Origin of the sequence: Plantactinospora sp. B5E13 (genome assembly GCF_039871775.1) — a bacterium.
Lineage (GTDB): Bacteria > Actinomycetota > Actinomycetes > Mycobacteriales > Micromonosporaceae > Plantactinospora.
In genome coordinates, this window is record NZ_JBDPLT010000023.1 from 26,711 (window position 1) to 52,824 (window position 26,114).

Annotated in this window: 24 protein-coding genes; 11 read left to right on the forward strand and 13 right to left on the reverse strand. The window is 71.3% G+C overall.

Annotation, left to right across the window (positions count from 1 at the left end):
- Positions 1-359 precede the first annotated feature (359 nt).
- Positions 360-2,999, forward strand: coding sequence for a replicative DNA helicase (gene dnaB / locus ABGB05_RS21020; protein WP_347655156.1), 2,640 nt, complete (start codon positions 360-362; stop codon positions 2,997-2,999).
- A 25-nt stretch (positions 3,000-3,024) separates the two neighbouring features.
- Here dnaB and ABGB05_RS21025 read toward each other — a convergent pair whose 3' ends face one another.
- From ABGB05_RS21025 to ABGB05_RS21035, 3 genes are all read right to left on the reverse strand, one after another.
- A complete protein-coding gene (locus tag ABGB05_RS21025) occupies positions 3,025-3,744 on the reverse strand; it encodes a maleylpyruvate isomerase N-terminal domain-containing protein (RefSeq protein WP_347655157.1) in 720 nt (239 codons plus the stop codon).
- Between the two features lie 96 nt (positions 3,745-3,840).
- Entirely contained in the window at positions 3,841-4,239 is a 399-nt protein-coding gene (locus tag ABGB05_RS21030; protein ID WP_347655158.1) for a zf-TFIIB domain-containing protein, read from the reverse strand.
- 19 nt (positions 4,240-4,258) lie between these two features.
- Positions 4,259-4,894, reverse strand: coding sequence for a phosphoribosyltransferase family protein (locus ABGB05_RS21035; protein ID WP_347655159.1), 636 nt, complete (start codon positions 4,892-4,894; stop codon positions 4,259-4,261).
- 116 nt (positions 4,895-5,010) lie between these two features.
- On the opposite strand from ABGB05_RS21035, the gene ABGB05_RS21040 reads away from it, so the two are divergent.
- The gene (locus ABGB05_RS21040) at positions 5,011-5,628 is read left to right on the forward strand and encodes a GNAT family N-acetyltransferase (protein ID WP_347655160.1); all 618 of its coding nucleotides are present in this window, start codon (positions 5,011-5,013) and stop codon (positions 5,626-5,628) included.
- A 94-nt stretch (positions 5,629-5,722) separates the two neighbouring features.
- On the opposite strand, the gene ABGB05_RS21045 is transcribed toward ABGB05_RS21040, so the two are convergent.
- The 4 genes from ABGB05_RS21045 to ABGB05_RS21060 form a co-directional block, all read right to left on the reverse strand.
- Positions 5,723-6,088 carry a CrcB family protein gene (locus ABGB05_RS21045; protein ID WP_347655161.1) on the reverse strand — a complete coding sequence of 122 codons (366 nt, stop codon included), beginning with the start codon at positions 6,086-6,088 and terminating at the stop codon, positions 5,723-5,725.
- The gene (gene crcB / locus ABGB05_RS21050; protein WP_347655162.1) at positions 6,085-6,543 is read right to left on the reverse strand and encodes a fluoride efflux transporter CrcB; all 459 of its coding nucleotides are present in this window, start codon (positions 6,541-6,543) and stop codon (positions 6,085-6,087) included. Before crcB ends, ABGB05_RS21045 begins: the two co-directional genes overlap by 4 nt.
- Positions 6,540-7,925 carry a glycosyltransferase 87 family protein gene (locus ABGB05_RS21055; RefSeq protein WP_347655246.1) on the reverse strand — a complete coding sequence of 462 codons (1,386 nt, stop codon included), beginning with the start codon at positions 7,923-7,925 and terminating at the stop codon, positions 6,540-6,542. The genes crcB and ABGB05_RS21055 overlap by 4 nt, the downstream gene beginning before the upstream one ends.
- Positions 7,926-8,008: 83 nt before the next feature.
- The gene (locus tag ABGB05_RS21060) at positions 8,009-10,531 is read right to left on the reverse strand and encodes a bifunctional diguanylate cyclase/phosphodiesterase (protein ID WP_347655163.1); all 2,523 of its coding nucleotides are present in this window, start codon (positions 10,529-10,531) and stop codon (positions 8,009-8,011) included.
- A gap of 755 nt (positions 10,532-11,286) precedes the next feature.
- On the opposite strand from ABGB05_RS21060, the gene ABGB05_RS21065 reads away from it, so the two are divergent.
- The 7 genes from ABGB05_RS21065 (at position 11,287) to ABGB05_RS21095 (ending at position 15,437) form a co-directional block, all read left to right on the forward strand.
- On the forward strand, positions 11,287-11,526 hold the full coding sequence (locus ABGB05_RS21065) for a winged helix-turn-helix domain-containing protein (protein WP_347655164.1): 240 nt from the start codon (positions 11,287-11,289) through the stop codon (positions 11,524-11,526).
- The gene (locus ABGB05_RS21070; RefSeq protein ID WP_347655165.1) at positions 11,523-12,032 is read left to right on the forward strand and encodes a hypothetical protein; all 510 of its coding nucleotides are present in this window, start codon (positions 11,523-11,525) and stop codon (positions 12,030-12,032) included. The genes ABGB05_RS21065 and ABGB05_RS21070 overlap by 4 nt, the downstream gene beginning before the upstream one ends.
- 25 nt (positions 12,033-12,057) lie before the next feature.
- Complete coding sequence (gene moaC, locus ABGB05_RS21075; protein WP_347655166.1) at positions 12,058-12,549, forward strand: cyclic pyranopterin monophosphate synthase MoaC; 492 nt, start codon at positions 12,058-12,060, stop codon at positions 12,547-12,549.
- On the forward strand, positions 12,546-13,028 hold the full coding sequence (locus tag ABGB05_RS21080) for a MogA/MoaB family molybdenum cofactor biosynthesis protein (protein ID WP_347655167.1): 483 nt from the start codon (positions 12,546-12,548) through the stop codon (positions 13,026-13,028). Before moaC ends, ABGB05_RS21080 begins: the two co-directional genes overlap by 4 nt.
- A gap of 141 nt (positions 13,029-13,169) precedes the next feature.
- The gene (locus tag ABGB05_RS21085; protein ID WP_347655168.1) at positions 13,170-14,492 is read left to right on the forward strand and encodes a molybdopterin molybdotransferase MoeA; all 1,323 of its coding nucleotides are present in this window, start codon (positions 13,170-13,172) and stop codon (positions 14,490-14,492) included.
- The gene (locus tag ABGB05_RS21090; protein ID WP_347655169.1) at positions 14,489-14,947 is read left to right on the forward strand and encodes a molybdenum cofactor biosynthesis protein MoaE; all 459 of its coding nucleotides are present in this window, start codon (positions 14,489-14,491) and stop codon (positions 14,945-14,947) included. Before ABGB05_RS21085 ends, ABGB05_RS21090 begins: the two co-directional genes overlap by 4 nt.
- 61 nt (positions 14,948-15,008) lie before the next feature.
- Entirely contained in the window at positions 15,009-15,437 is a 429-nt protein-coding gene (locus tag ABGB05_RS21095; RefSeq protein WP_347655170.1) for a VOC family protein, read from the forward strand.
- Between the two features lie 65 nt (positions 15,438-15,502).
- Here the strand turns inward: ABGB05_RS21095 and ABGB05_RS21100 are convergent, their stop codons facing one another.
- Both ABGB05_RS21100 and ABGB05_RS21105 read right to left on the reverse strand, forming a co-directional pair.
- Positions 15,503-16,954 (reverse strand): glycosyltransferase 87 family protein, encoded by a 1,452-nt coding sequence (locus tag ABGB05_RS21100; RefSeq protein ID WP_347655171.1) that lies wholly within the window; start codon positions 16,952-16,954, stop codon positions 15,503-15,505.
- 248 nt (positions 16,955-17,202) lie between these two features.
- A complete protein-coding gene (locus ABGB05_RS21105) occupies positions 17,203-17,748 on the reverse strand; it encodes a DoxX family protein (RefSeq protein WP_347655172.1) in 546 nt (181 codons plus the stop codon).
- Between the two features lie 84 nt (positions 17,749-17,832).
- Here ABGB05_RS21105 and ABGB05_RS21110 point away from each other — a divergent pair, with 84 nt between their 5' ends.
- Positions 17,833-18,372, forward strand: coding sequence for an N-acetyltransferase (locus ABGB05_RS21110; protein ID WP_347655173.1), 540 nt, complete (start codon positions 17,833-17,835; stop codon positions 18,370-18,372).
- A gap of 69 nt (positions 18,373-18,441) precedes the next feature.
- On the opposite strand, the gene ABGB05_RS21115 is transcribed toward ABGB05_RS21110, so the two are convergent.
- The 3 genes from ABGB05_RS21115 to ABGB05_RS21125 form a co-directional block, all read right to left on the reverse strand.
- Entirely contained in the window at positions 18,442-19,698 is a 1,257-nt protein-coding gene (locus tag ABGB05_RS21115; protein WP_347655174.1) for an ATP-binding protein, read from the reverse strand.
- A gap of 174 nt (positions 19,699-19,872) precedes the next feature.
- The gene (locus tag ABGB05_RS21120; RefSeq protein ID WP_347655175.1) at positions 19,873-20,790 is read right to left on the reverse strand and encodes a hypothetical protein; all 918 of its coding nucleotides are present in this window, start codon (positions 20,788-20,790) and stop codon (positions 19,873-19,875) included.
- A gap of 166 nt (positions 20,791-20,956) precedes the next feature.
- Positions 20,957-21,880 (reverse strand): flagellar basal body protein FliL, encoded by a 924-nt coding sequence (locus tag ABGB05_RS21125; RefSeq protein ID WP_347655176.1) that lies wholly within the window; start codon positions 21,878-21,880, stop codon positions 20,957-20,959.
- A gap of 145 nt (positions 21,881-22,025) precedes the next feature.
- Between ABGB05_RS21125 and ABGB05_RS21130 the strand changes: the two genes are divergently transcribed.
- Entirely contained in the window at positions 22,026-22,772 is a 747-nt protein-coding gene (locus tag ABGB05_RS21130) for an A24 family peptidase (protein WP_347655177.1), read from the forward strand.
- A gap of 4 nt (positions 22,773-22,776) precedes the next feature.
- Here the strand turns inward: ABGB05_RS21130 and ABGB05_RS21135 are convergent, their stop codons facing one another.
- Positions 22,777-26,019 carry a UvrD-helicase domain-containing protein gene (locus tag ABGB05_RS21135; RefSeq protein WP_347655178.1) on the reverse strand — a complete coding sequence of 1,081 codons (3,243 nt, stop codon included), beginning with the start codon at positions 26,017-26,019 and terminating at the stop codon, positions 22,777-22,779.
- Positions 26,020-26,114: the final 95 nt, after the last annotated feature.

Consider the following 26,114-nt stretch of genomic DNA (forward strand, 5'->3'; position numbering starts at 1 on the left):
TTGCCCAGCTCAAGGATGGTCCAAGCTATCTTCCCCAGTTGTTTTCCACAGCCTGTGCACAGGGCTGCGCACACCCCACCGACAACCGTCCACAGGTTGTCCCGAACTCCGTCCACCGTCGGTGTTGAGGGGCTGACCTCGACTTACGTATGGTTGCCCCCTGGCCTCGTCAGGTCGCACCGACTTCCCCCGGTCGCGCGGACCGCCGGGGCCGACCCGAGCGGCACCGACCGACCAGGAACGACGGCATCGACCACCGGCGGCTGTCAGGGTCGGGGACCGGCTGGGCCGGTGGTGAAACTGTCGTACGGCGGCGCTTCGCTGGAAGCGGGTCGGATGGGCGAAGGGGGGATGGTCGGATGTCGATCACTGACGACGTTCGTGGTGACTCGCGGTCGGCGTCGCCGCCCGACGGCCCCGGCCCCCGCGACGGACAGTACGACAAGACGCCGCCCCAGGACGTCGCCGCCGAGCAGTGCGTGCTCGGTGGCATGTTGCTCTCCAAGGACGCCATCGCCGACGTCGTCGAGATCCTCAAGTCGAACGACTTCTATCGGCCGGTGCACGCCACCATCTTCGACGCGATCCTGGACCTGTACGGGCGTGGTGAACCCGCCGACGCGATCACCGTCGCCGCCGCCCTCGCCGACTCCGGCGACCTGGGACGGATCGGCGGAGCGCCATATCTGCACACCCTGATCGCCAGTGTGCCGACCGCCGCGAACGCCTCCTACTACGCCCGGATCGTCGGCGAGCGTGCGGTGCTGCGGCGCCTGGTCGAGGCCGGCACCCGGATCGTCCAGCTCGGGTACGGCTCGGCCGGCGGTGGCGGGCGGGATGTCGACGACGTGGTCGACCTGGCCCAGCAGGCGATCTACGACGTCACCGAGAAGCGGGTCAGCGAGGACTTCGCCGTCCTCGCCGACATGCTGCAGCCGACGCTCGACGAGATCGAGGCGGTCGGTGCCCAGGGTGGGGTGATGACCGGGGTGCCGACCGGCTTCACGGACCTGGACCGGCTGCTGAACGGGCTGCACCCGGGGCAGTTGATCATCGTGGCGGGTAGGCCTGGTTTGGGCAAGGCGCTCGCCCTGGACACGCCGCTGGCGACGCCGAACGGCTGGACGACGATGGGCGAGGTGCGGGCGGGAGACCAACTGCTCGGCGCAGACGGTTGGCCGACCCGGGTAACCCACGCCTTCGAGGTCATGCACGGCCGTCCGTGTTACGAGGTGGAGTTCTCGGACGGATCGATCCTGGTCGCCGATGCCGAACACCTGTGGAAGACGACCACCAGGGCAAGCCGCCGGCAGACGCCCGGCGCCACGACCGCGCCCCACGACAACGTCTTCACCACCGAGCAGATCAGGGCGACCCTCCGGACCACCACCCAGGATCAGCGGCTCAATCATGCTGTCGAGAACTGCGCCCCCCTGCAGTTGCCCGAACGCGACCTGACCATCCCGCCATACACCCTCGGGGTGTGGCTCGGCGACGGTCACAGCGCCGCCGCGCGCTTCACCAGCATCGACGAGGAGATCGTCGCCGGGGTCGAGCAGGACGGACTCCTGGTACGGCCGTCGGGTCCCGCCGTCTACACCATCCTCCCGCCAGCGCTGCCGCCGCTGCCGGCTCGGAACTGCATCGTCTGTGGTGTCGAGTTCGCCCCGAAGTCGCCATCCGTCTTCACCTGCGGCCGGGTCTGCGGGTGCCGCTCAAGGGGGCTGTCGAGGCCCGCTGTTGGTTGTGCTTCCTGTGGCCAGCCGATGCCGAGTCAGACGAAGGCGTCCCAGGGTCGCCGATGCGAGGAATGCCACCGGCGGTACGGCTCCTTTGTCGGAGCCCTCCGAGCGTTGGACGTTCTGCACAACAAGCACGTGCCCGTCGCGTACCTGCGGGCGTCCGAGGCTCAGCGACGTGCCCTGCTCGCCGGTCTGATGGACACCGACGGCACGGTCGGGCCGTCAGGCAATCTCCAGTACACGTCGACATCGCATCGGTTGGCATACGACGTACGGGAGCTGGTGACCAGCCTGGGTTACCGCTGCACGATCGCGACCAGGCGGGTAAGGGGTCGCAGCGAGGAGACGTCGACCGCGTACACCGTGAACTTCAGCACGCCCGACGAGATCTTCCGCCTCGGACGGAAGCGGGAGGCACATCGCGACCGTCGCCGAGCGACCAATGCCGCCAGGTCGAGCGCGAGGTACATCGTGGCGGTGCGCCCGGTGCCGAGCGTGCCGGTTCGCTGTGTGACCGTCGACAACGCTGACCACCTCTATCTGGCGGGCCGGGCGATGATCCCCACGCACAATTCAACCGCTTCGATGGACTTTGCCCGAAATGCCGCCATCCGGTCCAACTGTGCGAGCGCGATCTTCTCCCTGGAAATGAGCAAGGTCGAGATCGTCATGCGACTGCTCTCGGCCGAGGCCCGGGTGCCGTTGCACGTGCTGCGCAGTGGGCAGCTCTCCGACGACGACTGGACCAAGCTGGCCCGCCGGATGGGCGAGATCAGCGAGGCGCCGCTGTTCGTCGACGACACCCCGAACATGAACCTGATGGAGATCCGCGCGAAGGCCCGGCGGCTCAAGCAGCGGCACGACCTCAAGATGATCGTTGTCGACTATCTCCAGCTGATGAGTTCACCGAAGCGCACCGAGAGTCGACAGCAGGAGGTCGCGGAACTGTCCCGGGGCCTGAAGCTGCTGGCCAAGGAGGTCGAGTGTCCGGTGATCGCGGTCAGCCAGCTGAACCGTGGCCCCGAGCAGCGGACCGACAAGCGGCCCCAGTTGTCCGATTTGCGTGAATCTGGGTCAATTGAGCAGGATGCCGACGTTGTCATCCTTCTTCACCGGGACGACTACTACGACAAGGAGTCCCCGCGCGCCGGCGAGGCGGACTTCATCGTCGCCAAGCACCGGAACGGCCCCACCGACACGGTGACCGTCGCCGCCCAGCTGCACCTGTCCCGCTTCGTCGACATGGCGATCGTCTGAGCCTTGCCAGGCCCAGGAACCCGGGTCAGCCGAGCAGCGGAAACCAGCCGGCGGCCTCGCCGAGCGCCAACCGGTCGGGAGCGGTCAACGGCAGCCGTCCGGTCGCCTTCAACAGGTAGTCCCGGTCCGACCAGTCGGCGGGGCGTACCGCGTCGTCGCTGAGCAGTCCGTCGAGAGTCGCCACGGCGATCTCCACCGCGGTCGGCTCCGGCTCCGGCGGATCCGGAAGATCGACGGTCAGGTCGAGGTGATGCACCACCGCCTCGGTGACCAGGGTGGCGAGGAACTCCGGCACCGCGAGCACCCGGCCCTGGGAGGCGACAAAACCGTCCGGGTCGGCCATCCCGGCGGCCCGTACCGCTGCCGGGGCGGTGTCGGTCCAGAGCCGGACCACCCCCGTCGGGTGGTCGAAGGCGGCGGCACAGCGGCGTACCCAGGCCGCGTGCCGGCCCTCACCCGGGTCGGCAGGCGTACGCCAGTAGCTGACCGCGTCCACGTCTGCCGGCCCGGCCGCCGGCGTGGCCAGCGCGACCAGCGCCCGCTGGGCGTCCAGGGTCAGATGGAAGAGCAGGTCGACGACCAGCCAACCCCGGCAGCGGGTCGGCCGGAGCAGGTCGGTGTCGGCGAGGTCCGCGACGGTCGCCGTGATCCGGGCGTACGTCTGCGCGAGCGCGCCGTGGTTGTCCGCCGCCTCCGGTGCCCCGGAGCTGCCCCACCCCGCAGCGGGGCCGCGCTGGCTGCCCACCTCGCCCGTTCCTCCGTGCCACGCCGGTCAGGTCAGGTGTCCCCGCGACCGGGGAAGCCTTCCCTGGTCGCGGGGATCCGAGCGTCGGTCCGACCGTCAGTCGAAGAGCTCGTTCAGGAAGCTCTTCTTACGCTTGTGCCGGTAGTGCCCGTGGTAGCCGTGGTGCTGCTGCCCGTAGGCCGGCGCCGGCGGGTAGCCGTGGGCCGGCGGTGGCGGTGGCGGGACGTGGCTCGGCGCGCCGTAGCCCGGCTGGTGTGGGGCGGGCGGCGGGGGCGGCGGGGCGTATCCCCCACCCGGGGCGGGCGGCACGTGCGAGGGCTGCGGGGCACGCGGCGCCTGCTGCTGACTCCAGTTGGCCTCGGCCTCGAAGAGCTTCTCCAGCTCGCCTCGGTCGAGGAAAATGCCACGGCACTCGGTGCACTGGTCGACCGTGACGCCGCTGCGCTCGTACTGACGCATCTCGCCACGACACTTCGGACAGGTCATCTGCATCACTCGACGGTACCCGGTGAAGTCACCCGGAGCCCGTCAGCACCGCCACCACTTCCGCATCCGACACCTCGTGGAAGTCGTCGTAGAAGCGGCTCACCGCGCCGAATCCGGCCGGTCGCTGCGGACAGACGACCTCGTCTGCGGTTTCGCTGAGCAGCGCGTACGCCTCGGGCGCCCCGACCGGGACGGCGAGCACCACCCGGCGGGCGCCGAGTTGCCGGGCGACCCCGACGGCGGCCCGGGCGGTCGCCCCGGTGGCCAGCCCGTCGTCGACGATCACCGCGACCCGGTTGTCGAGCCGCAGCGGCGGCCGGCCCTCCCGGTACCGCCGTTCGCGCCGTTCCAGCTCGGCGGTCTCCACCCGGACGACCTCCTCCACCTCGTCCGGGTCGAGGCGGTCGGCGATCTCGTCGTTGAGTACCCGCAGCCCGCCCGGCCCGACCGCGCCGAAGGCCAGCTCCGGGGCTGCCGGCAGGCCGAGTTTGCGGACGACCAGGACGTCGAGCGGGGCGTCGAGCCGGTCGGCCACCGCCGCGGCCACCGGTACGCCGCCCCGGACCAGCCCGAGCACCGTCACGTCGGAGCGGCCGGCGAGCGAGTTCAGGCGGTCCGCGAGTACGTTCCCGGCCTCGGTCCGGTCCCGGTAGGTGGTCTCCACGTCTCAGGTTTACGCCCTGCCGCCCGGGACTGCTGGCGGACCGGGCAGAAACCCTCCGGGAATGCCGGTCCGCGCGCCGGATCGCGCCGATGGCACGGTGGTGCGATCGTTGCCGGATGCCTCAACCGATCTTGCGCACTGACCGCCTGTTGCTGGTCCCACTTGCCGACCGGCACCTCGAGCGGGAGATCCAGCTCGACTCCGATCCGGAGGTGCTTCGCTACATCACCGGCCGGGCGCGATCCAGGGACGAGGTGGTCGCGTCCCACGCGCAGCGGATGGCCCTGGCCGCCAAGGTCGACGGCCTGGGCTTCTGGATGGCGTTCGGGTCTGCCGACGGCGCGCGGGGGTCGACACCGCCGGTACGGGAGGACGAGGGCGAGTTCGTCGGGCTCATGATGCTTCCGCCGGCACACGGCCCCGACCAACCTGACGACCCGACCGTGACCGACCTGGGTTACCGTCTCGTCCGCCGCCACTGGCGGAAGGGACTGGCCAGCGAGGCGTCCCGCGCACTGCTGCGGCATGCCTTCGACACCGTCGGGCAGAGCCGGGTGATCGCGCAGACCATGGCCGTGAACGCCGGGTCCCGGGGCGTGATGAAGGCCGTCGGCATGCGGTACGTGCGCACGTACTTTCCGCACTGGGATGACCCGTTGCCGGGAGCGGACCTGGGTGAGGTCGAGTACGAGATGACTCGCGGGATGTGGGAGGCGTGTCGTGGCGCCTGCTGAGACGGGGTGGAGTTGCCGCCGCTGAACGCGTCCCACGTGACCAGCCTGGTCGAGGCGGCCAGGGTCTGGGCCGACGGTTGCCGGCGGGCCGTCCTCAGAGCTGATGGCCGGCGAGCCAGCCGAGGGTGGCGGCGCCGAGCCCACAGGTGAGGGTGAGGGTCAGGTTGAGCAGTGCCCAGCCCCGTCCGGCCGGTCCGGACCCGGCCAGCCGTACGGTCTCGTGGGCGAAGGTGGACCAGGTGGTCAGAGCGCCGCAGAACCCGGTGCCGAGCAGGACTCCGACCCAGCCGGGCAGGCTGGCGCCGAGCCCGGCGAGCAGGCCGAGCAGGAACGAGCCGACCAGGTTGACGGTGAAGGTAGCCCACGGGGAGGGGCGGGAGCGGAGTTCGACCAGCCAGTTGACCCCGAACCGGCAGACCGCGCCGACCGCGCCGCCGAGCAGCACCAGCAGCCAGGTCATGACGGCCGGAACCGTTCCGCGGTCCACGCGCCGAGCGCAACCGCGAGCAGTGCCCCGGCGACGGTGCCGAACAGGTAGCCGAGGGCGACGCCGGTCCGGCCGGCCCCGAGCAGGTCCCGGATCTCCACCGTGTACGTCGAGAAGGTGGTGAAGCCGCCGAGCACACCCGTGCCGAAGAACGGCCGGACCAGTCGGTGCGGTGCGATCCGGGTGCTGATCAGCTGCATCAGTACGCCGATCAGGGCACAGCCGGCGAGGTTGATGACCAGGGTCGACCAGGGAAAGCCGTGTCGCGGGTGCGGCCAGCCGACGGATATCCCGTACCGGGCGAGGGCGCCGAGCGCCCCGCCGAGGGCGACGACCGCGACGACGTCCCAGCGGGGTCGGCCGCCGGTGCCACCGGTCGCCGGTGGCGGGACCGGCCCGGCGGGTTGTGCGGGGCGGGGTGTGGTCATGGGGCCGACGCCGCCAGGGAGGGATGTGGGTGGTCCGTGGCCCGGCCGGTGCGGTCGGCCAGCCGGAGGGCGGGTGCCCAGGCAAGGAGGGCGACCGGGTAGAGCAGGTAGCCGAAGCGGGTGGAGGGCATCAGCAGGATCGCGGCCAGCAGGCCGTACCCGCAGAAGAGCGCGGCGGTGGCGGCGGTGCGCGGCGGACGGCGCAGCAGGTGGACGGCGATCGCCAGGCCGGTCGCGACGAGCAGGGCGGCGGCGAGGAGGCGGCCACCGGGCAACCCTTCGGCGATCAGGTGGCCGGGGAACGGGGACTGGGCCGGACTGGTCACCAGTCCGTGTCCGAGCGGGAACCGCAGCACGTTCTCGACCAGGGCGGCCGAGTCGACCAGTTGGGCCGGGACGAGGGTGACCACCGGTAGTCCGACCGCGCCGACCGTGAACCGGGGGCCGGGGCGGGTGAGCCAGGAGCCGGCGGGTCGGTCGGCCTGCCGGCGGCTCCGGACCATGGTGTGGATCAGCAGGACCAGCAGCACCGGCCAGGCGAAGAGCTTGAGCGCGGCGGCGAGCCCGACCGCCAGGCCGGCGGCGAGGTAACGGTCCCGGGCGGTGCAGGCGAGGGCGAGCAGGCAGAGCGCGAGTACGGGCAGGTCGTCTCCGCCGGTGGCCAGGGTCAGCGCGCAGACCGGCAGTACGGTCGCGAGCTGCACCGCCCGGACCAGGGCGGAATCCCGACGCCCGGCGGCACGACTGTCGGTTCCGCTGGTGGCGGCCCGCCCGGCGGTTCCGCTGTCGGCGTCCCGGCGGAGCAGGCGGATCGCGGCGAGCAGGGCGACCGCGGTGGCGACCGCGAACCAGATCCGCGCGTCGGTCCACCAGACGGTGCCGGCGGCCGCCCGGGGCAGCCCGAAGACCGCCATCCCCGGCTGGTACGGCGTGTAGCCGAGCAGTTGCTCACCGGCCGGGAGGGCGGCGATCGTGTCCCGGGTGAGGTACGGCGTGCCGTGGTCGAGCAGTCGGGCGCCGGAGTGTTCGATCACCAGCACCTCCTCCTGCGCCCGGTCCAGCCGTCCACCGGCCCGGTCCACCGCCTGCCAGACCAGCGGCAGCAGGCCGGTCCCGGCCCAGGTGAGCGCGACCAGTACGCCCCGACCGGCGGCACCGGCCAGTCGGCTGGCCGGCCGGCGACGCCGGGCGAGCAGTTGACCGAGGACGGCGACGGTGGCGACCAGGTAGCCGACCGCCGCGACCGCGCCCCAGGCCCGGTGCGGCAGCAGCGTGGAGGTGACCGCGGTGACCGCCGCGAATCCGGTGGAGAGCGCGTAGAGCGTCAGGTCGGCGGCGAGCCCGCCGGCCGCCCGGTCGGCCCGGTGCCAGATGCGGGTCACCGGGTCACGGCCGGCGGCCGTACGGTCGGGGGCCTGGGCCGACGCGGTCCGGCCGTCGTCCGCAGCCTTGTCGTCCGCAGCGCTCACGCGGGCAAGTGTGGCAGACGCTCCGGACGTCGCGGACCCGATCGCCGGCCGGGTGACAGCCGCACCACAGCGCCGCTGTCGTGCAGGGCGGGGGCGAGGGTGCCGGGGCGGCCCTCCGCGCCCTGCTGCAACGCGGAGAGCAGTCGGGCGGCTGCCATCGGCCGGGCGAAGAGATGGCCCTGACCGGCGGTGCAGCCGAGTTCCCAGAGCGCCCGGCGCTGCGGCTCGCTCTCCACCCCCTCGGCCACCACCACCAGGTCGAGGCTGCGGCCGAGGTCGACGGTGGAGCGGATCACCGCGGTCGCCTCGGCCGAGGTCTCCATCGCGGTGACAAAACCCCGATCGATCTTCAGTTCGTGTACGGGGATCCGGGACAGCACCGAGAGCGACGAGTAGCCGGTGCCGAAGTCGTCGAGGGCGAGCCGGATGCCGGCGTCCCGGAGTTGGCCGAGCACCTGGTCGACGACCTCTAATTGGCTGAGGGTCAGGGTCTCGGTGAGTTCGAGGACGAGCCGGTCCGGCGGCAGGTCGTGGGCGCGCAGCCGGGCGAGGACCGAACCCGGGAACCGGGCGTCGAGCAGGCTGCGTGGTGAGACGTTGACCGCGACCGGCAGGTCGAAGCCGGCCTCCCGCCAGGTACGGACGGCGAGCAGCGACTGGTCGAGCACCGCTTCGGCGAACGCCGGCAGCAGGCCGGAGCGTTCCACCGTCTCGAGGAAGCGCAGCGGGTCGATGGTGCCCCGGGCCGGATGCCGCCAGCGGGCCAACGCCTCGGCGGCGACCACCTCGCCGCTGCCGAGGTCGACGATCGGCTGGAAGTTGACCGTGAACTCCTGCTCGGCGACGGCCCGGGGCAGGTCGCCGCCGAGCGCCAGCCGGCCGAGGTCGGCGGTGTCCCGGGTCGGGGCGTAGGTGGCGATCCGCCGGCCGGCCCGCTTGGCCTGGTACATCGCCACGTCGGCACGGCGCAGCAGTTCGGTCATGCCGCCGCTGTTCGGCGCGATCGCGATGCCGCCGCTGGCCTCGACGCTGATCCGCATCCCGTCCAGGTCGATCGGCTCGTGCAACGCGCCGAGCAGGGTCTCCGCCCGGTGCGCGGCGACCGCCGGGGCGGGCAGCGCGTGGAAGAGTACGGCGAACTCGTCGCCGCCGAGCCGGGCGACCAGGTCGTCGGCGTGCACGGCGGCACGGAGCCGTTCGGCGACCCGGGTCAGCACCCGGTCACCGGCGGCGTGGCCGAGGGTGTCGTTGACCTCTTTGAAGTGGTTGAGGTCGATCAGCAGGAGGGCTGTCACGCCCTCGGTACGGCGTCGGCCGAGCTGTTCGGCACCCCGGTCGAGCAGGTGCCGGCGGTTGGCCAGCCCGGTGAGCGCGTCGTGCCGGGCGGCGTGCGCGTGTTCCTCCGCGACCCGGTTCAGTTCGGCGTACGCGGTGGCGTTGCGGACCGCCGTACAGAGCGCGGAGCCGAAGGTACGCAGGGTGTACTGCTCCCGCTCGGACAGTTTCACCGGCCCGTGGAAGCGCAGCCGCAGCAGACCGATCGCGGTGTTGTCGTACCCCTTGAGTTCGATCGGGATGACGGTGCCGCTGACCGTGGAGGCCTCGTCGGGAGAGCCGTCGTACGTGACGGTCTCGCTGTTGCCCCGTACCGTGCGTCCGACGTCCTCGAGTTCCACCTCGACCTCGTCGGCGGAGAAGAGGTTGGCGGCCTGCGCCACGGCGGTGTGCAGTACGGCGTCCAGGTCGACCACGTTGAGTGCGTCGGTGGTGTGCGCCAGTCGCTGCCAGGCCTGCCGTTCGGCTCGTGCCCTGACCCGCGTCGAGTACGCCAGGTGCAGGCTCAACGCCAGCGGCGGCACCGCCACGAGTAGCCATGTCTCGGCTCGGAGAAGCACCAGGGTGAGGACAGTGACAGCGAAGCGCACAGCGTAGCCGACAAGTCGGAGATCCCAGTTCGTGGTGAACTGCCGCAGTATCCGCGTCCGGCTCGCGATCGCGATCACCGGAATGGCGATGGCCTCATCGAGCAGCACCAGAACGACATAGGCGGCGGGGAGCGAGACGACCATGTGATGGAGCTCGGTGGGCGGCCAAGCCCAGCCGAGGAGTGTCAGTGTGGTTCCTGCCGCTGCGGCCAGAAGCATGTTCTTGCTGATGGTGAAGACAGCCTTGATCAATGGCAGACGCAGTAGGCGGACCACGATGATCAAGCCGAGACCAGTGCATAACACCATCCATGAGGTGGGCGCGACGGCAACCCCGATGACGATGGCGGTCTCGTTCCATGTGATTGCCTGTGTTGTGGAGCCGATTCGGATTGGGGCTTTGACTGTGGCGCTGATTGTGATCATGGAGACGAGCGCTGTCACGGTGGCCAACTGGGCCACCGACGTCGGCGCATCGGCGGAAAAGTCCAGTATCGACAAGATCGCCACTATGCCGGCACAAACAGCGACGAGACCGATGAGCGGCACTAGCCGCTGATCAGTCCCGTTGTCGCTTCGCTGTGTTCGACTCACGCTGGTTCCTCTGTGTTACCGAAACCTCATGGCTCAGTAACGGTAGCAACCAAACCGCCTTGACGTGATGGTTGCATCGCCCTCAGTACCACTCGTTGGTGCGCATGCCTTTACTCCCTCCGGCCATCCATGCTCGAGGCCCGAAAATGTGGAATGGTCCCCGAATGCCTGATGCGTTCGATTGATGACTCGAGCCTAGGCACTAAAGGCCGGGTTAGCCACAATAAATGTCGGTATGCTCACTATTAGCTAAGTAGTGGCCGATTCGCTACGCTCTGTCCATATATGAGAACTCAGAGCGGTGATCGAAAGCGTTGGCGGTGGGGGGCGTTGTCCGGCTTCATCTGGATACCCCGTCGCAGGCCGCAGCGGAAGATCTCTTCCGCGTCCTGGTGGCATTGCACCGGAAAACCCGGGTGGACTCGCTTGGGGTCTGTGCTGATGTGATGTACTGCACTTGACTGACGAGAGTGTCGCTGTAACGAATGTCGGTCCGCATCGGATGACCTGCCAGAACTCGTCTCGTGTTGATGAGCTCACCCTGCGTGTGGTCGGGTTGGGCTGAAAGGTGATCTTTTTGGGGGGCAGGTCAACGGCCACGAATCCGGTCTGCGGCAACCTTGACAAGAAATGACGCCTGTCGATTTGAGTCGACCGTGACCGACAGACTGCTGGGTCGCATGACGCGTGTCCTTTTCGTATGACGAGGGCGATCCATGATCGAGATTCGGCTCTTTGGAGCGATGGAGCTCCTCGTGGATGGTGTGTCCCTGCCGCTCGGCACGCCCAAGCAGCAGGTCGTGCTGGCCATGCTGGCGGTACGGCCCGGCCGGCTCGTCAGCGTCGAAGAGTTGGTGGACGAGGTGTGGCCGGAGCGGCCGCCGCCCTCGGCGGTCGCGAACACCCGCACCTACGCGGCGAACCTGCGGCGCACCCTCGACCGAACAGCCGCGACCAAGCAACTGCTGGTCCGTCAGGGAGCTGGATACGGGTGATCGGAGTTGTGCTCGTCATCGCCCTCCTCGGCGTAACAGGGTGCACCGGCGATGGAGAGGGCCCCGATGCGGAGCCTTCGGGTCCCACCACGATCGCCGGCGCCTCCACGACCATCTCCGACCAGATGCCGCACTATCTGAGGGAAGCTGACCGGGCCAACGCCAGAACTGAGCACACGGTGGTTTCTACCGCTGCGCGGCCCACGGTTACCCTCCAAGACTCGGAGCTGATGACCATGGTTATCCGCGACGAGGGGCAGGACCGCTGGGAAGCCGGCAACTATCGCCTTGTCGTGTACTGCGTGGGTGCTGGCACCATCTACGCGCACTTTTCGCTCGGCGAGCGATCGGAAGTGACCGAGTTGCCGACCTGCACGCCGACGGTCACCACCGGCATTGTCGAGTTGACGCTGCCGGACCCGGCGACGAACTCCTCGGTGCTGATCATCCCGGCGGGCAACGCTCAGGCCGCGATCGCGTACCAGATCCAGAAGTTCCAGGGCTGAGCGCCCGGTCGGTAGGCTCGCGGACGTGACCGAATCCGCGCACCTCACCCACGTCGACGCCGCCGGGGCGGCCCGGATGGTCGACGTCTCCGGCAAGACGGTATCGGTCCGGCGGGCGGTCGCCGCCGGTCGGCTGCGTACCACCGTCGAGGTCATCGAGCTGCTGCGCCGCGACGGCCTGCCGAAGGGCGACGCGCTCGCCGTCGGTCGGCTTGCCGGCATCATGGGCGCCAAACGCACCCCGGACCTGATCCCGCTCTGCCACCCGATCGCGCTGCACGGCGTGACCGTCGATCTCGAACCCGGCACCGACACCGTCGAGATCACCGCGACGGTCCGGACCGCGGACCGGACCGGGGTCGAGATGGAGGCGTTGACCGCGGTCGCCACCGCCGGGCTCGCGCTGATCGACATGGTGAAGGCCGTCGACCCGGCGGCCTCGATCGAGGGGGTACGCGTGCTGCGCAAGGAAGGCGGCAAGACCGGAGACTGGACCCGACCGGCGGACCGGCCGTGATCCGGGTCCGGGTCGTGGTGGCCTCCAACCGGGCCGCTGCTGGGATCTACGCCGACACCAGCGGCCCGCTGCTGGTCGCCGGGCTGACCGAACTCGGCTGCCAGGTCGACGCGCCGATCGTGGTGCCGGACGGCGACCCGGTCGGCGAACAGCTGCGCCAAGCTGCCGCCGACGGCGTCGACGTGGTGGTGACCAGCGGTGGCACCGGCATCAACCCGACCGACCGGACCCCGGACGTCACCCGGGCCCTGCTCGACTACGAGATCCCCGGCATCGCCGAGGCGATCCGGGCACACAGCCGGGACAAGGTTCCGACGGCCGTACTCTCCCGGGGGGTGGCCGGAGTGATCGGCCGGACCCTGGTGGTGAACCTGCCCGGCTCGACCGGCGGGGCGCGCGACGGGCTCGCGGTACTGGGCCCGATCCTCGGGCACGCCGTCGACCAGCTCCGTGGCGGCGACCACCCCCGGACGGACTGAACCCGGCCATGTCCGGGCCAGCGACGAACAAGCGCCGGACCGCCAGCGGATCGAATCGCCCGACCGCCAGCGGATTGATCTGACTCATCCGCCGACCGTCGGATCCCGGCGATAGGCTCGGACGGTGAACGTGAGGAAGCGATGAGCGCCCGCTCTGCCGTCGACAGCGAAGCCGCCGGCAGCGAAGGCGCCGGCAGTGCCGGGGCTGTCGGGACCGCGTCGGCCACCGCCGATCCGGGCACCCTCGACTGGGCCGAGGCCCGCTCCCGGGCGTACGCGGCCGGTCGGGCCGCCGCACCGGAGCCGGTCGAGTTGCCGCTGGCCGAGGCGGACGGTCAGACCCTGGCCGACCCGTTGACCACCCTCACCGACCTGCCCGCCTTCCCGACCTCCAGTGTGGACGGCTGGGCGGTGCGCGGCGCCAGACCGTGGCGGGTCGTCGGCCGGGTCCTCGCCGGCGGCACCCCGCCCCCGCTCACCGAAGACGGTACGACCGCCGAGATCGCCACCGGCGCGATGCTGCCGGACGGCACCACCGGTGTGCTCCGGGTGGAGGAGTCGAGCCGGACCGTCGACGGGCTGGTCACCGGCACCCTGCGGGACACCCCGGAGTGGCGGGACCCGGGCGAGGAGGCGTACGCCGGTGAGGAACTGCTCCCGGCCGGCACCGCCGTCGACCCGGGAGTGATCGGGCTCGCCGCCTCCTGCGGCTACGACACCGTGCGGGTCCGCCGCGCCCCCCGAGCCGCCGTGATCGTCTTCGGTGACGAGCTGCTCACCGCCGGATCTCCCGGCGCCGGTCGGGTCCGTGACTCGCTCGGCCCGTCCGTCCCGGCCTGGCTGCGCCGGTACGGCTGCGTCAGTACCCCCGCCGACGTGGTCGGTCCGGTGGCGGACACCCTCGACGCACACGTCGCCGCGCTGCGTCAGGCGTTGCAGACCGCCGACCTGGTCTGCACCACCGGCGGCACCATGAACGGTCCGGTCGACCACCTGCACCCGACACTCGCCGCGCTCGGCGCCCAGTACGTGGTCAACACCGTCGCCGTCCGGCCCGGTTTCCCGATGCTGCTGGCCCGGGTGGTCGGCGCCGACGGGCGTACCCGGTTCGTCGCCGGACTGCCCGGCAACCCGCAGTCGGCGATCGTCGCGACCGTGTCACTGGTCGCGCCGCTGCTCGCCGGGCTGCGTGGCCGGCCGATGCCGGAGCTGCCGCGGGTGACGCTCGCCGAGCCGGTCGCCGGGCGGGGCGACCACACCCACCTGGCGCTGGTCCGGGTCGACCCGGTCCGCAACACCGCGCACCCGGTACGGCACGTCGGCTCGGCGATGCTGCGCGGGCTCGCCCAGGCGGACGGTTTTGCGGTCATCGTTCCCGGCACCGAGGGACGACCGGGTGACCAGGTCCCGCTCGTACCACTACCGCTGCTGCCGGGCGAGCGGTTCCAGGGGGGAGACAGATGAGCGTCGAGATTGGGCCGACCGTCGAGCCGGAGGCGCCGACCCGGGTGCACACCACGGTCGGCGTCGAGCCGCTTGACCTCGCCTTCCACGAGGCGCTGGTCACCGACGCCGGGGCCGGGGCGGTGGTCTCGTTCCAGGGGGTCGTCCGCGACCACGACCACGGCCGGTCGGTGACCCGGCTGGAGTACGAGGGCCACCCGAGTGCCGCGGCCGTGCTGCGGGAGGTCGCCGAGGAGATCGCCGCCGACCCGGACGTCTACGCGGTCGCGGTGTCGCACCGGCTCGGCGCGCTGGAGATCGGCGACGTGGCCCTGGTGGCGGCGGTGAGTACGGCACACCGGGCGGCCGCGTTCGCCGCCTGCGCCAAGCTCGTCGACGAGGTGAAGGACCGGCTGCCGGTCTGGAAGCGGCAGCTCTTCGCCGACGGCACCGAGGAGTGGGTCAACTGCGCCTGAGCCGCGCGTACCCGGCGGGATTGATCATCCTCGGGCAGAATGGCGGCGCGGAGGTGGTCACATGACCGAGCGCGAGAGTGTGCCCAAACTGTGCCAGGTGGTGCTCGACGGCACCGACATCAGGACACTGGCGGAGTTCTACCGGTCCCTGCTCGGCTTGGTCTACCGGCCCGGCGACGAACCGCCGGAGGCCGGGCGTGACGACGAGCGTGGCCGTGACTGGCTGGTGCTCAGGAGCCCCGACGGCGCCCGTCAGCTCGCGTTTCAGCAGGTCACGCACCTGCCGGAAACGACCTGGCCGGAGGACGGGGTGCCGAAGCAGATGCACCTGGACCTCACCGTCGACTCTGTCGAGGAACTGCAGCGGCAGCACGGGCGGGTGCTACGCCTCGGTGGTCGGCTGCGGCTCGAACGCCTCGACGATCCGGACGAGCCGCTCCGGGTGTACGCCGACCCCGCCGGTCACCCGTTCTGCATCTTCGTCGCCTAGCCGGCTGTCCGGTCTGGCCCTGCCGGAGTCCCGCCGCCCCGAACGTCTCGGTCGGGCGGGACCCCTCAGTGTGCCGAACGGCTGGCGAGTCGACGCTCGAACCGGCTCGGCTCGGTGTAGAACGCCGGCTCCGCACCCGGGCGCCACGGCAGCGCGGCGAGCAGCACGATGATCGCCAACGCGAGCGAGTTCTCCATCAGGACCCCGAAGAAGCCGTCCTGGTAGTGCGAGACCTCGGGCAACTGGTGCTCGTACGGCCAGATCGGCGAGATCAGGAAGAGCAGGTAGAGGCCGACCGCGGCGATGCCGTGTCTGAGCCCGACCAGGGTCGGGAACCAGATCGGTGCCCGGAGCCCGCCGAGGCCGACCGGTCCCGAGCCGACCGGACCGAGCGCGGTCCGGTGTGCCGGCGGGCGACTCGCGGAGCGGCGCCGGCTGGCGGCGTCGGCGAGTACCAGGATCGCCGGGATCACCCAGACGAGGTGGTGTGACCAGGAGATCGGGCTGATCGCGTTGGTGGTGAGCCCGACCAGGGTGAACGCGGTCAGTTCGTCGCCGTCGGCGTGTGAGTGCGAGGCCCGGGAGAGCCCGAGCGCGAGCAGCAGCATCGCGAACGAGAACCAGAGCAGGGTCGGGGTGTCGATCGAGTCGTAGAGCCGGGCGAGGAGACCGGCCAGCGACTGGTTCGGTGTCATGTCCGCCGCCCCGACCCGTTCGGTCTGCCACAGCACCGAGGTGAAGTAGGCGGTCGACTCGCGGCTGGTGACCGCGAAGGTGCCGATGGTGACGGTGACGGCGGCGCCGATCGCGGTCATCGCGGCCCGCCACTGGCGGGTCAGCATCAGGTAGACGATGAACAGCGCCGGAGTGAGTTTGATCGACGTGGCCAGGCCGATGCCGACTCCGGCCCAGGCGCCGCTGAAGAAGAGCCGCCGCAGCGGCCCGTCGGTCGGCCTGACCCGGGAGCCGCGGCGGGCACGCCAGCGCAACGCCACCAGGTCGGCCATGATGAGGCCGAAGAGCAGCAGGTTGACCTGGCCGTACCCGAGGGTTTCCCGGGCCGGTTCGATGGCGACCGCGGCCGGTACCGCGATGCCCAGGGTGAACCAGAGCGACCAGCCCAGCCGGTCGGTGATCGGCTTGAGCAGCGCGGCGAGGACGACGGTGAGCGCGGCGACGCTGGCGATGCCGTTGAGCCAGCCGGCGAGACCGAGTGGAATGGCCGCCATCGGCAGCATGACCAGGCCCGCGAAGGGCGGGTAGGTGAAGCCGAGGGTGGTTCTGGGCGCGATGAACTCATAGAGGTCGTGCCCGCCCGCCCACCAGACCACCGCGCCGTGGTAGATCTTCATGTCGAAGAAGTTGTACGGCCGCCCGAATGTGGCTATGGCAAGCCACGACGCGTAGCAGACGGCGGCGACGATGCCGACCCGTACGACTGTTCGACGGTCGATCCCACGAACAAAGCGACGGACTGGGGCGAGGCGGCTCAGCCGTCTCGCGACGGTCGCCGGCATGGCGTGGCCACCCCCGTACCGATGTCGGTGTTCCGCCCAGGTCCTCCAGGGAGCCTAGAACGGTGGGTCACTCAGATGCCTCCTGCGTTATGCGACCGTGTCCGATCCCACACTGGTTCGCGACATTTCCACCGCGTTAACGCAGGGCGTGCGGTTCAGGTTATTCACAGCCGCTCAGTGAGGCGAAACTAGCATATGTCCGGCGTGGACCGGGGTCGGACCAGGCAATCGTGCCGATCGCCGGGGCGTTATCCGGGCAGCCGGCGGGCCGCCGCTGCGGACCGTACCGCGATCCGGGCGTCCCGGCGCGCGGTCCGCACCGCCCGACGGACGGTACGCCGACCGGTCCCGACCGCGTGACCGGCCCGCCAGCGCAGCCCGGGCTGCCCCTGGTTGTCGGCGATCGCGAGCAGCAGCCCGCCGAGCAGGCCGAGGTTCTTCAGGAAGTGGACCTGGTGCCCGCGACGTTCCACCGGATCCTGGACGGTCCAGAAGGAGTGCCCGGCGAGGGTCGTCGGCACCAGCGTGCCGGCCAACACGGCGGCGGCCGGCCGGGTCAGGTGACCGGTGGCCAGCATGACGCCACCGACGACCTGGGCAGCCCCGTTGAGCCGGATCAGCGTCGCGGCGTCGGTCGGGAGCCCGGGATGCACCCGGTTCAGCGCGGGACCGACCACGTCGGTCACCCGCTTCGCCCGCTCCACGTGCGCTTCGGGATCGGTGAGGGCACGGGCGCCGCCGACGACAAAAATCGCGCTCAGCAGCGTACGGGCGGCGGTGCGTACGGGTCTCATGAGTCATAGTCTTACCCGTCCGGCGCACATTTCACCCGTGGATGGGACGGACTGGATGGTGCGGTACCGGTACCGTCGCCACCTGTGACGACTGTACGGCTGCGACCGGAGCAGCAGTCCGACAGTGCGGTGATCCGGCGCCTGGTCGCCCTGGCCTTCGCCCGCCCGGACGGCGGCGTACCGGCCGAGGTCCGGCTCGTCGAGGCACTGCGCGGCAGTGACGCATGGCTTCCCGAACTGTCCATGGTGGCCGAGGTCGACGGTGAACTGGTCGGCTACGCCCTGCTCACCCGGGTCCGGGTGCAGCCGGGCCAGGTGCCGGCACTCGCCCTCGGCCCGGTGGCGGTACGCCCCGACCGGCAGCGCCGTGGTTACGGTCGGGACGTCGTGCAGGCCGCGCTGGACGCGGCGACCGAGTTCGGCGAGCGGTTGGTGGTGGTGCTCGGCAACCCCGCCTACTACCGCCGGTTCGGCTTCACGCCGGCGGCCCGGTTCGGCCTGACCAGCCCGTGGTCCGGGCTCGGTGACCCGTGGCAGGCGCTGCCGCTGCCCTCGGTCGACGGCTCGGAACCGGTGGTCCCGCGCGGTGAGGTGACGTTCCCGCCGCCCTGGTCACAGGTCTGACGCCAGCATGCCGGACCGGCCGCCGGACCTGGCCCGGCCCGCGTGGCGCGGCGCCGGCGTGGGCACTCGTCAACCCGGCTGGGTACGCAGGTAGCGACCGAAGTGTGGCACGGTGAAGGCCACCGTGCCCCGTTCCCCGGAGTAGATCAGGCCCTTCTTGATCAGCGCGTCCCGGGCCGGAGAGAGGCTCGCCGGTTTGCGGCCCAGCGACCGGGCGATCTCGGCGGTGGAGACCGCGGCGTCCATGTCGTCCCGGACGCTGTCGTCCCCGCCGCCACCGTCGCCCGCCTCGACCAGGGAGAGCGCGGCCATCGCCCGCATGTACTCGCGTTCCGCCGGGGTGGCTCGTTCGAACCGGGAGCCGAAGAAGCCGACCGCCAGTTCGGCCTCGGCCTCCGGCGCGGCGACCCGTACGTCGGCGGCGGTGACCGGGGACCGGGGCGCGTGGTCCCAGGTCGCCTTCCCGTACGCCTGGACGAAGTACGGGTAGCCGCCGGACTTCTCGTAGAGCAGGTCGAGGGCCTTCTGCTCGTACTCCACGTCCTCGCGGGCGGCCGGTGCGCAGAGCGCCTGGTCGGCGGCGATCCGGTCGAGCCGGTCGATGCGCTGGTAGCGGAAGAGGCGTTCCGAGTAGGACTTGGCCGCGGAGAGTACCGCCGGCAGGTGTGGCAGTCCGGCGCCGACCACGATCAGCGGTGCGCCGAGCTGGGACAGTTCGTGGCAGGCGGCGCAGAGCCCGGAGACGTCCTCCGGCCCGAGGTCCTGCATCTCGTCGATGAAGACCGCGACGCCGGTGCCGACGTCGGCGGCGACCTCGGCCGCGTCGGTGAAGAGTTCCACCAGGTCGATCTCGATGTCGCCGGAGTCGGCCCGGCCGCTCGCCGCCGGGACGTCGATGCCCGGCTGCCAGCGGTCCCGCAGTTTCGCCGGGCCGGCCGTACCCCGACCGCTCGGTGCGGCGCGCAGCGCGAACGCCTTGAGTACGCCGAGGAAGTCGTCGATCCGGTCCGGGGCGCGGTGTCGGGGGGCCAGTTCGCGGATCGCCATGTGCAGGGCGGCGGCGACCGGGCGGCGCAGCGACTGGTCCGGCCGCGCCTCGATCTTGCCGGTGCCCCAGAGTCGGCTGATGGCCTGGGAGCGCAGCGTGTTGAGCAGCACGGTCTTGCCGACGCCGCGCAGTCCGGTGAGCATCAGGCTGCGTTCCGGGCGGCCCCGGGCGATCCGTTCCAGCACGATGTCGAAGACCTCGAGCTCGCGGCCCCGACCGGCGAGTTCGGGTGGGCGCTGGCCGGCGCCGGGCGCGTACGGGTTGCGGACCGGATCCACGTATCGCACGGTATCGGTCCGTCTAGCCGACCGGCTAGAGATGGATAGATCGGGGTAGGCGTGTCGCGGTCCGGGGTGGAGGGTCAGCGCGTCGAGCAGAAACTAGGGCTGTCTAGCGGATCCGCTAGACAGCCCTAGTTTTTCCTGTCGTACCTGCCCGGTAGCCCTGAGCGCTCAGCGCTCCTTCAGGCAGAGCACGAAGTCGCCGATGTCCAGTGAGTCGTCGTAGACGTAGTTGACGTCGGTGTCCGGCGAACCGAAGATCGGGTCGTCCTTACAGCGGTCGCCGTCCGTGGTGAACGGGATCCGGGAGAGCACCTCGTAGGTGTCCGGACCGCACGGCACCTTACGCAGTTCGGGATCGTCGTTGCTGCCCTCGTTGACCAGGCAGTCGCCCTTGCGGAAGTCGTCCTCGTCCGAGCCGCCACCCGGGTTGCTGGGCTTGCTCGGCGTACTGCTGGGGCGGGCGGAGGCGGAGGCCGACGGGGTCGGCGCGCCGATCGGGTCGGTCGGCTTGTCGTCATCCTGGTTCAGCGCCCAGACGACGCCACCGATACCGCAGACGCAGAGCAGCACCAGCACGATCCCGCCGATGATCAGGGCGATCTTCAGGCCGCCGCCCTTCTTCTCCGCGACCGGCGGGCCGAGCGGGGCACCGGGCTGGCCGTAACCGGCACCCGGCTGACCGTACGGCGCCGCCGGCTGCTGCCCGTACTCCGCACCCGGCTGACCGTACGGCGCCGCCGGGCTGCCGTACGGAGCGGCCGGCGGACCCGACTGCGGCTGGTCCGACCCGTACGGCGGCTGCTGCGGCCCACCGCTGGTCGGCGGCTGTCCCCACTCCTGGGTCGGCGGTGTGTACCCCGGGTTGGCCGGCTGCCCCCACTCCGGCGTCGGCGGCGGGTAGCCGGTGCCCGGTGCCGGCGGGTAACCGGACGCCGGGTCGGGTGGCGGCGGGTAACCGCCGGGCGGCGGTGCGGGGTAGCTGCCCTGGGGTGGTGGCGGGTAGCCGCCACCCGGCGGGCTCGACGACGGCTGCTGCTGGTAGGGGTCTTCGGGCTGGCCTGGGCTCGGGGAGCCGTAGATCGACATGTTGCTCCAGGGTCGGGGCCACGCGTTCCGGCTGGTACACGGGACCTGGGGATGGTAGGAGTTGCGGGGTGGCGGGCGCCGAAGGGTGCCCCGCTGGCAGGTGTGGCAGCCACACCGGACGTCCGCACCACATTCTGGGTGACGGCGTCGAGCCGGTCGGAAACCCTTATCGTTCCCTGAGACAGAGCACGAAGTCCAGGTCGTCCAGTTCGCTGTTGAAGAAGTAGTAGTTGGTGTAGTCCTTCACCTTCGCGCACTTGGCCTTGGCGTCGGCGTCACCGGTGGTGCGCTCGTCGATCCGGGCCAGCACCTCGTACGTCTTCGGCCGGCACTCGGCGATCACCAGCTTCGGCCGCTGGGCCGAGCCCTCGTTCGCCACACACTGCCCCGCCTTGACGAACCGGGCGTCGGTGGACGGCCCCGGCACCGGGGTCGTCGGGGCCGGCTCGGTCGGCTCCGGCCATTCCTCACCCTCGACCACGGCACCGGTCGGTTCGCTGGTCGGCAGCACCGTCGGGGTCACCGGTTCGCCGTCCGACAGGTAGATGCCGAGGCCGATCCCGCCGAGCGCCAACACCAGCAGGGTCGCGACGACCCCGAGGACAAGCCGTCCGCCACCCCGTTTCGGGGGCGGCACCGGCTGGGGCGTGGGCCAGTTGGCGTCCGCGGCGGGCGGCGCCCACATCGGCTCGGGTTCGGGCGGTGTCCAACCGGGCGGTGCGCCGACCGCCCCGCCGGCGTGGTGCGGCGGGGTTCCGTACCCGACGTCGTGCCGACTGGTCTGCGGATAGCCCGGGTCCGGATATCCGCCGCCGCCGGCCGGGCTCGCGCCCGGATAGCCGGCGCCGGCTCCCGGCTGGCCGGGCGGACTCTGGTACGGATATCCGGGGTGGCTGACCGGCGAGCCGGGACCGCCGGGCGGGACGGACGACGGGGTGCCGCCCCAACGCTGCTCCCCACCGGGCTGGTCCTGACCGCCCCACGGGTCGGCCGGTTGACCGTACTCGTCGGTGGCCTCCCGGTCCGGTCGCGGCCAGGGCTCCGGGGACGAGCCGGGGTACGGCCCGCCCGGCGGTCCGTAGTTAGCCATCGGAGGTCCTCCTGGTACGCCGTCGGTGAGAGGCATGCCACTCGCCGGTTACGCGATTGCTGTGGTCACCGTAGCGTGACCCCCCGATGAGCTCACCTCCCGGAAACGCGCCAATCGTCGCGCCGAACGGTGGAACGGGCCGACCGTGACCCCGGGCGTGGCGGCGACCCTGGCCGGGCTCCTCGGAGTCCTGCTCGGACCGTCGCTGCGCGGACAGATCCACCGGTACGCCGTACCGGCCGGTGAACCGGGGCGGCGACACTGCCCGCACTGCGCCACGATGCTGCCCCGCCCCGGCTTTCCGCACCGGCTCGGTGTGCTGTCCCCCACCGGCCGCTGCGCACGGTGCCGCCAGCGGGTCGGCCCCCGTACCGGGCTCGTGGAGGTGCTCGCCGGCGTACTCCTCGCCGCCCTCGCCTGGCGGATCGACGAGCCGGTGCCACTGCTCGCGTACGGCTGGCTCGCGCTCTGCGGCATCGTGCTCGGCTCGGTCGACGTGGCGGTACGTCGGCTTCCGGACCGGCTCACCGGACCGGCGACCGGCGGCACCGTGCTGCTGTTCGCCGTCGCCGTCCTCGCCGGGGAGCCGGCGACCCGGCTCGGCGTCGCGCTGGCCTGCGGACTCGGCGTTGCCCTGCTCTACCTCGCGCTGGTGCTCGCCTCCCCGACCGGGCTCGGTGCCGGCGACGTACGACTCGGGTTCCTGCTCGGCACCGCGGCCGGCTGGTACGGCTGGCCGACCACGCTCAACGCCGTGCTCGCCGGTCTGCTGCTGGCCAGTGGCACCGCCGCGATACTGCTCGGGCTGCGCCGGATCAGCCGCCACGACCCGCTGCCGCACGGTCCGGCGATGCTGGTCGGCACCTTCGGCGCGGTGCTGCTCGCCACCTGACAGTTCACAGCAGGCGGAGTTGGCGGTCCTTCGGGCGGCGCGGGGCGGTGTCGCCGAGTCGTTCGAACAGGCCCGGGTCGATGTCGGCCAGGAACGGGGAGGGGAAAGAGTCCCGCTCCTGCCCGTGTCGGAGCCGCCGCCCGACATGACTGACGTAGAGCCGGTCCTGGGCGCGGGTCAGGCCGACGAAGAAGAGCCGGCGTTCCTCCGCCACGTCGTCGTCGGTCGGGGTCGAGCCGGGGAACCGCATCGGCAGCAGCCCGTCCTCGCAGCCGACCAGGAAGACGACCGGGAACTCCAGGCCCTTGGCGGCATGCAGGGTGAGCAGGGTGACCGCCTCGGCACGTGGGTCGAGCGCGTCGACCTCGGCACCGGTGGCGAGCTGGGACAGGAACGACGTCAGGTCGTCGCCGCAGCGTTGGGCGAGCGGGGTCAGCACCTCCACCGCCGACCAGATGTCCTCCGGGCCGACGCCGCCGGTGACGTCGAGGGTCGGTGCGGCGTACCGCTGCGCGAGGACCTGGCCGGCGAGGCGTACCCGGGCGGCGACCGAGCCGCCGAGCCCGTCGGCGTGCCGCAGTTCGCGGGCGATGACGGAGACACCGGGCCGGTCCCGCAGCCGGTTGTGCGACCGTTTCTGCACCGGCACGTTCGCCCGGGCCAACGCGTCCCGGATCGGTGCCGCCTGGGCGTCGGTGCGGTACAGCACGGCGATGTCGGAGAACGAGATGTCGGTGTTGCGGCCGTCGATCTTTCCCGAGTCCAGTGACCGGTGGGAGAGGCCGCCGACGAGTTCGTCGATGGTGCGGACGACGAAGTCGGCCTCGTCGGCGACGGAGGCGGCCGGGTAGCGGCCGACCAGCGGCGCCTCCGGGTCCAGCCGGGCCGGGTCGAGCCGCCGGCCCCGGACCAGCGACGAGGGCGCGATCGCCTGGACGGCGGTGGCCAGGATCGGCGCCGACGACCGGTAGTTGCGGGTCAGCCGGACCAGCCGGGCGTCGACAAAATCCTCGGAGAAGCGCAGGAAGTACGCGACGTCCGCGCCCCGGAACGAGTAGATCGCCTGGTCCGGGTCGCCGATCGCGCAGAGGTTGCCGTCCGCCGGGCTGAGCAGCCGGAGCAGTTCGTACTGGGTGGCGTCGACGTCCTGGTACTCGTCGACGAAGATCCACCGCCACCGGTCCCGGTACTTCTCGACCAGCGCCGGGTCGGCGCGCAGCAGCTCGACCGGCAGGGTGACAAGCTCGTCGAGGTCGACCAGGTCGGCGGCGCGGAGCAGTTTGACGTACGTGGCGTCGTCGTCGCCGGCCTCGGCCCTGGCGGTCGCCCGTTCGGTGTCGTCGGCGATCCGGAAGGTGACCGGCAGTCCGGCCGCCTTGGCGTTCTCCCGCAGGATGGTCAGGCCGAGCGAGTGGAAGGTGCCGACGGTGACGTCCTCGGCGACCGGCCCGAGCAGCCCGTCGAGCCGGTGCCGGAGTTCCTCGGCGGCCCGCCGGGTGAAGGTGATCGCCAGGCAGTGTTCCGGATAGACGTTCAGTTCGGCGCAGAGGTACGCGATCCGATGGGTCAGGGTGCGGGTCTTGCCGGTACCGGGGCCGGCGACGATCAGCAGCGGCCCGCCGGGGGCGGACGCGGCGACCCGCTGCATCGCGTCGAGCCGGTCGAGCAGCCCGGTGCCGACCTCCTCCATGCCGGCGAGCATCGGTTCGAACGGCTCGTGTGGTGAGGGTGCCGGCGGCAGCGGCGGGACCGGCTCGGCCGGGGCGGTCGGCTTCGACCGCCGCCGTGGCGTCGGTTCGGTCGGCGTGGCGGCCGTCGTGCTCTTCGCCCGGGGTGCCGCCTTCGGTTCCGCCGCCGGTCGCGGTTTCGGCACCGGTACGTCGAAGAGCGCGTCCGCGAACAGGGTGTCGGCCTGCTGGCCGCCCCGCCCGCCGGGCAGCTCACCGGGCTCGAAGAGAGTGATCACGCCGTACTCGCCGTCGTAGCCCGGCACCCGGCGGACCTGGCCGAGGCGGAGCCGGCCGATCGCCTCGGCGAGCAGTTCGCCGCCGACCCGGCGGATCTCGTCGACCGGGGTGACGGTGAGGATGTCCAGCTCGGCGCCGAGCCCGGCGACCAGGGTGTTGAGCTGCCCCTCCACCGTCTTCGACTTCGGTCCGACCCCGTTGACCTCGCCGAGGATCTCGGCGAGCTGGATCAGGTGGGTGACCCGGGGAGCGTTTGCCGGTCGGTGCCCGTCCGGTCGGTCGGCGAGGTCCTCGACCCGGCTCAGTACGCCGACGGTCAGCGGTTTGCCACATTCCGGGCAGCTGCCGCCCGCCTGGCGGGTCCGTTCCGGTTCCCAGTTGACCCCGCAGAGCCGGTGCCCGTCGGCGTGGTACTTCCCCTCCTCGGGGAAGAACTCGATGGTGCCGTGCAGCCCGTCGCCGGTCCGCAGCGCCTCGCGGACGGCGTAGTAGTCAAGATCGGTGCTGAACTGCGTCGCCTCCCGGGCCAGTGCGGCCGGGGAGTGCGCGTCCGAGTTCGAGACCAGCCGGTAGGCGTCCAAACTGGACACCCGCCAGTTCATCGCCGGGTCGGAGGAGAGCCCGGTCTCGACGGCGAAGATGTGTTCGGCAAGATCGGCGTAGCAGTCGGCGATCGCGTCGAAGCCGGACTTCGAGCCGAGCGCGGAGAACCACGGGGTCCAGATGTGCGCCGGCACCAGGTAGCCGTCCGGGCTGGCTTCGAGAACGATCTCCAGCAGGTCGCGGGAGTCGAGGCCGAGGATCGGCCGGCCGTCCGAACCGATGTTCCCGATCCGCCCGAGCGTGGCGTTGAACCGGGCCACCGCGTCCAGGTCCGGCAGGTAGACCAGGTGGTGCACCTTCCTGGTCCGGTCGCCCCGCTTGTAGATCGTGGAGATCTCGACGCTCAGCATGAACCGCATCGGGGCGGACTCGGCGACACTCGCCAGTCGGGGTGGCAACCTGCGGTTGATCTCCCGTTCCGCGTCCGGGGTGAGCCGGTGCAGGCCGGGCTCGGCGGGATGCAGCGTCTCGCGCAGGTGCTCGTACCAGGCCGGGTGGGTGAAGTCACCGGTGCCGAGCAGGCTGATCCCCTTGCGCCGGGCCCACCAGGTGAGGTTCGGCAGGGTCAGGTCGCGGCTGCAGGCCCGGGAGTACTTCGAGTGGATGTGCAGGTCCGCGACGAAGGGCACGGCGGCGCTGGGGGAGCCGTCAGCGGGTGCGGCGCGCAACGGAGACACGCCGCATCCTGTCACGGGCCGGTATGTGAGCGCCTGTCGCCACGCGCGAATGTGATTTCTCGCCTGTGTCGCCGTCACCGTCGACGACGGCGATC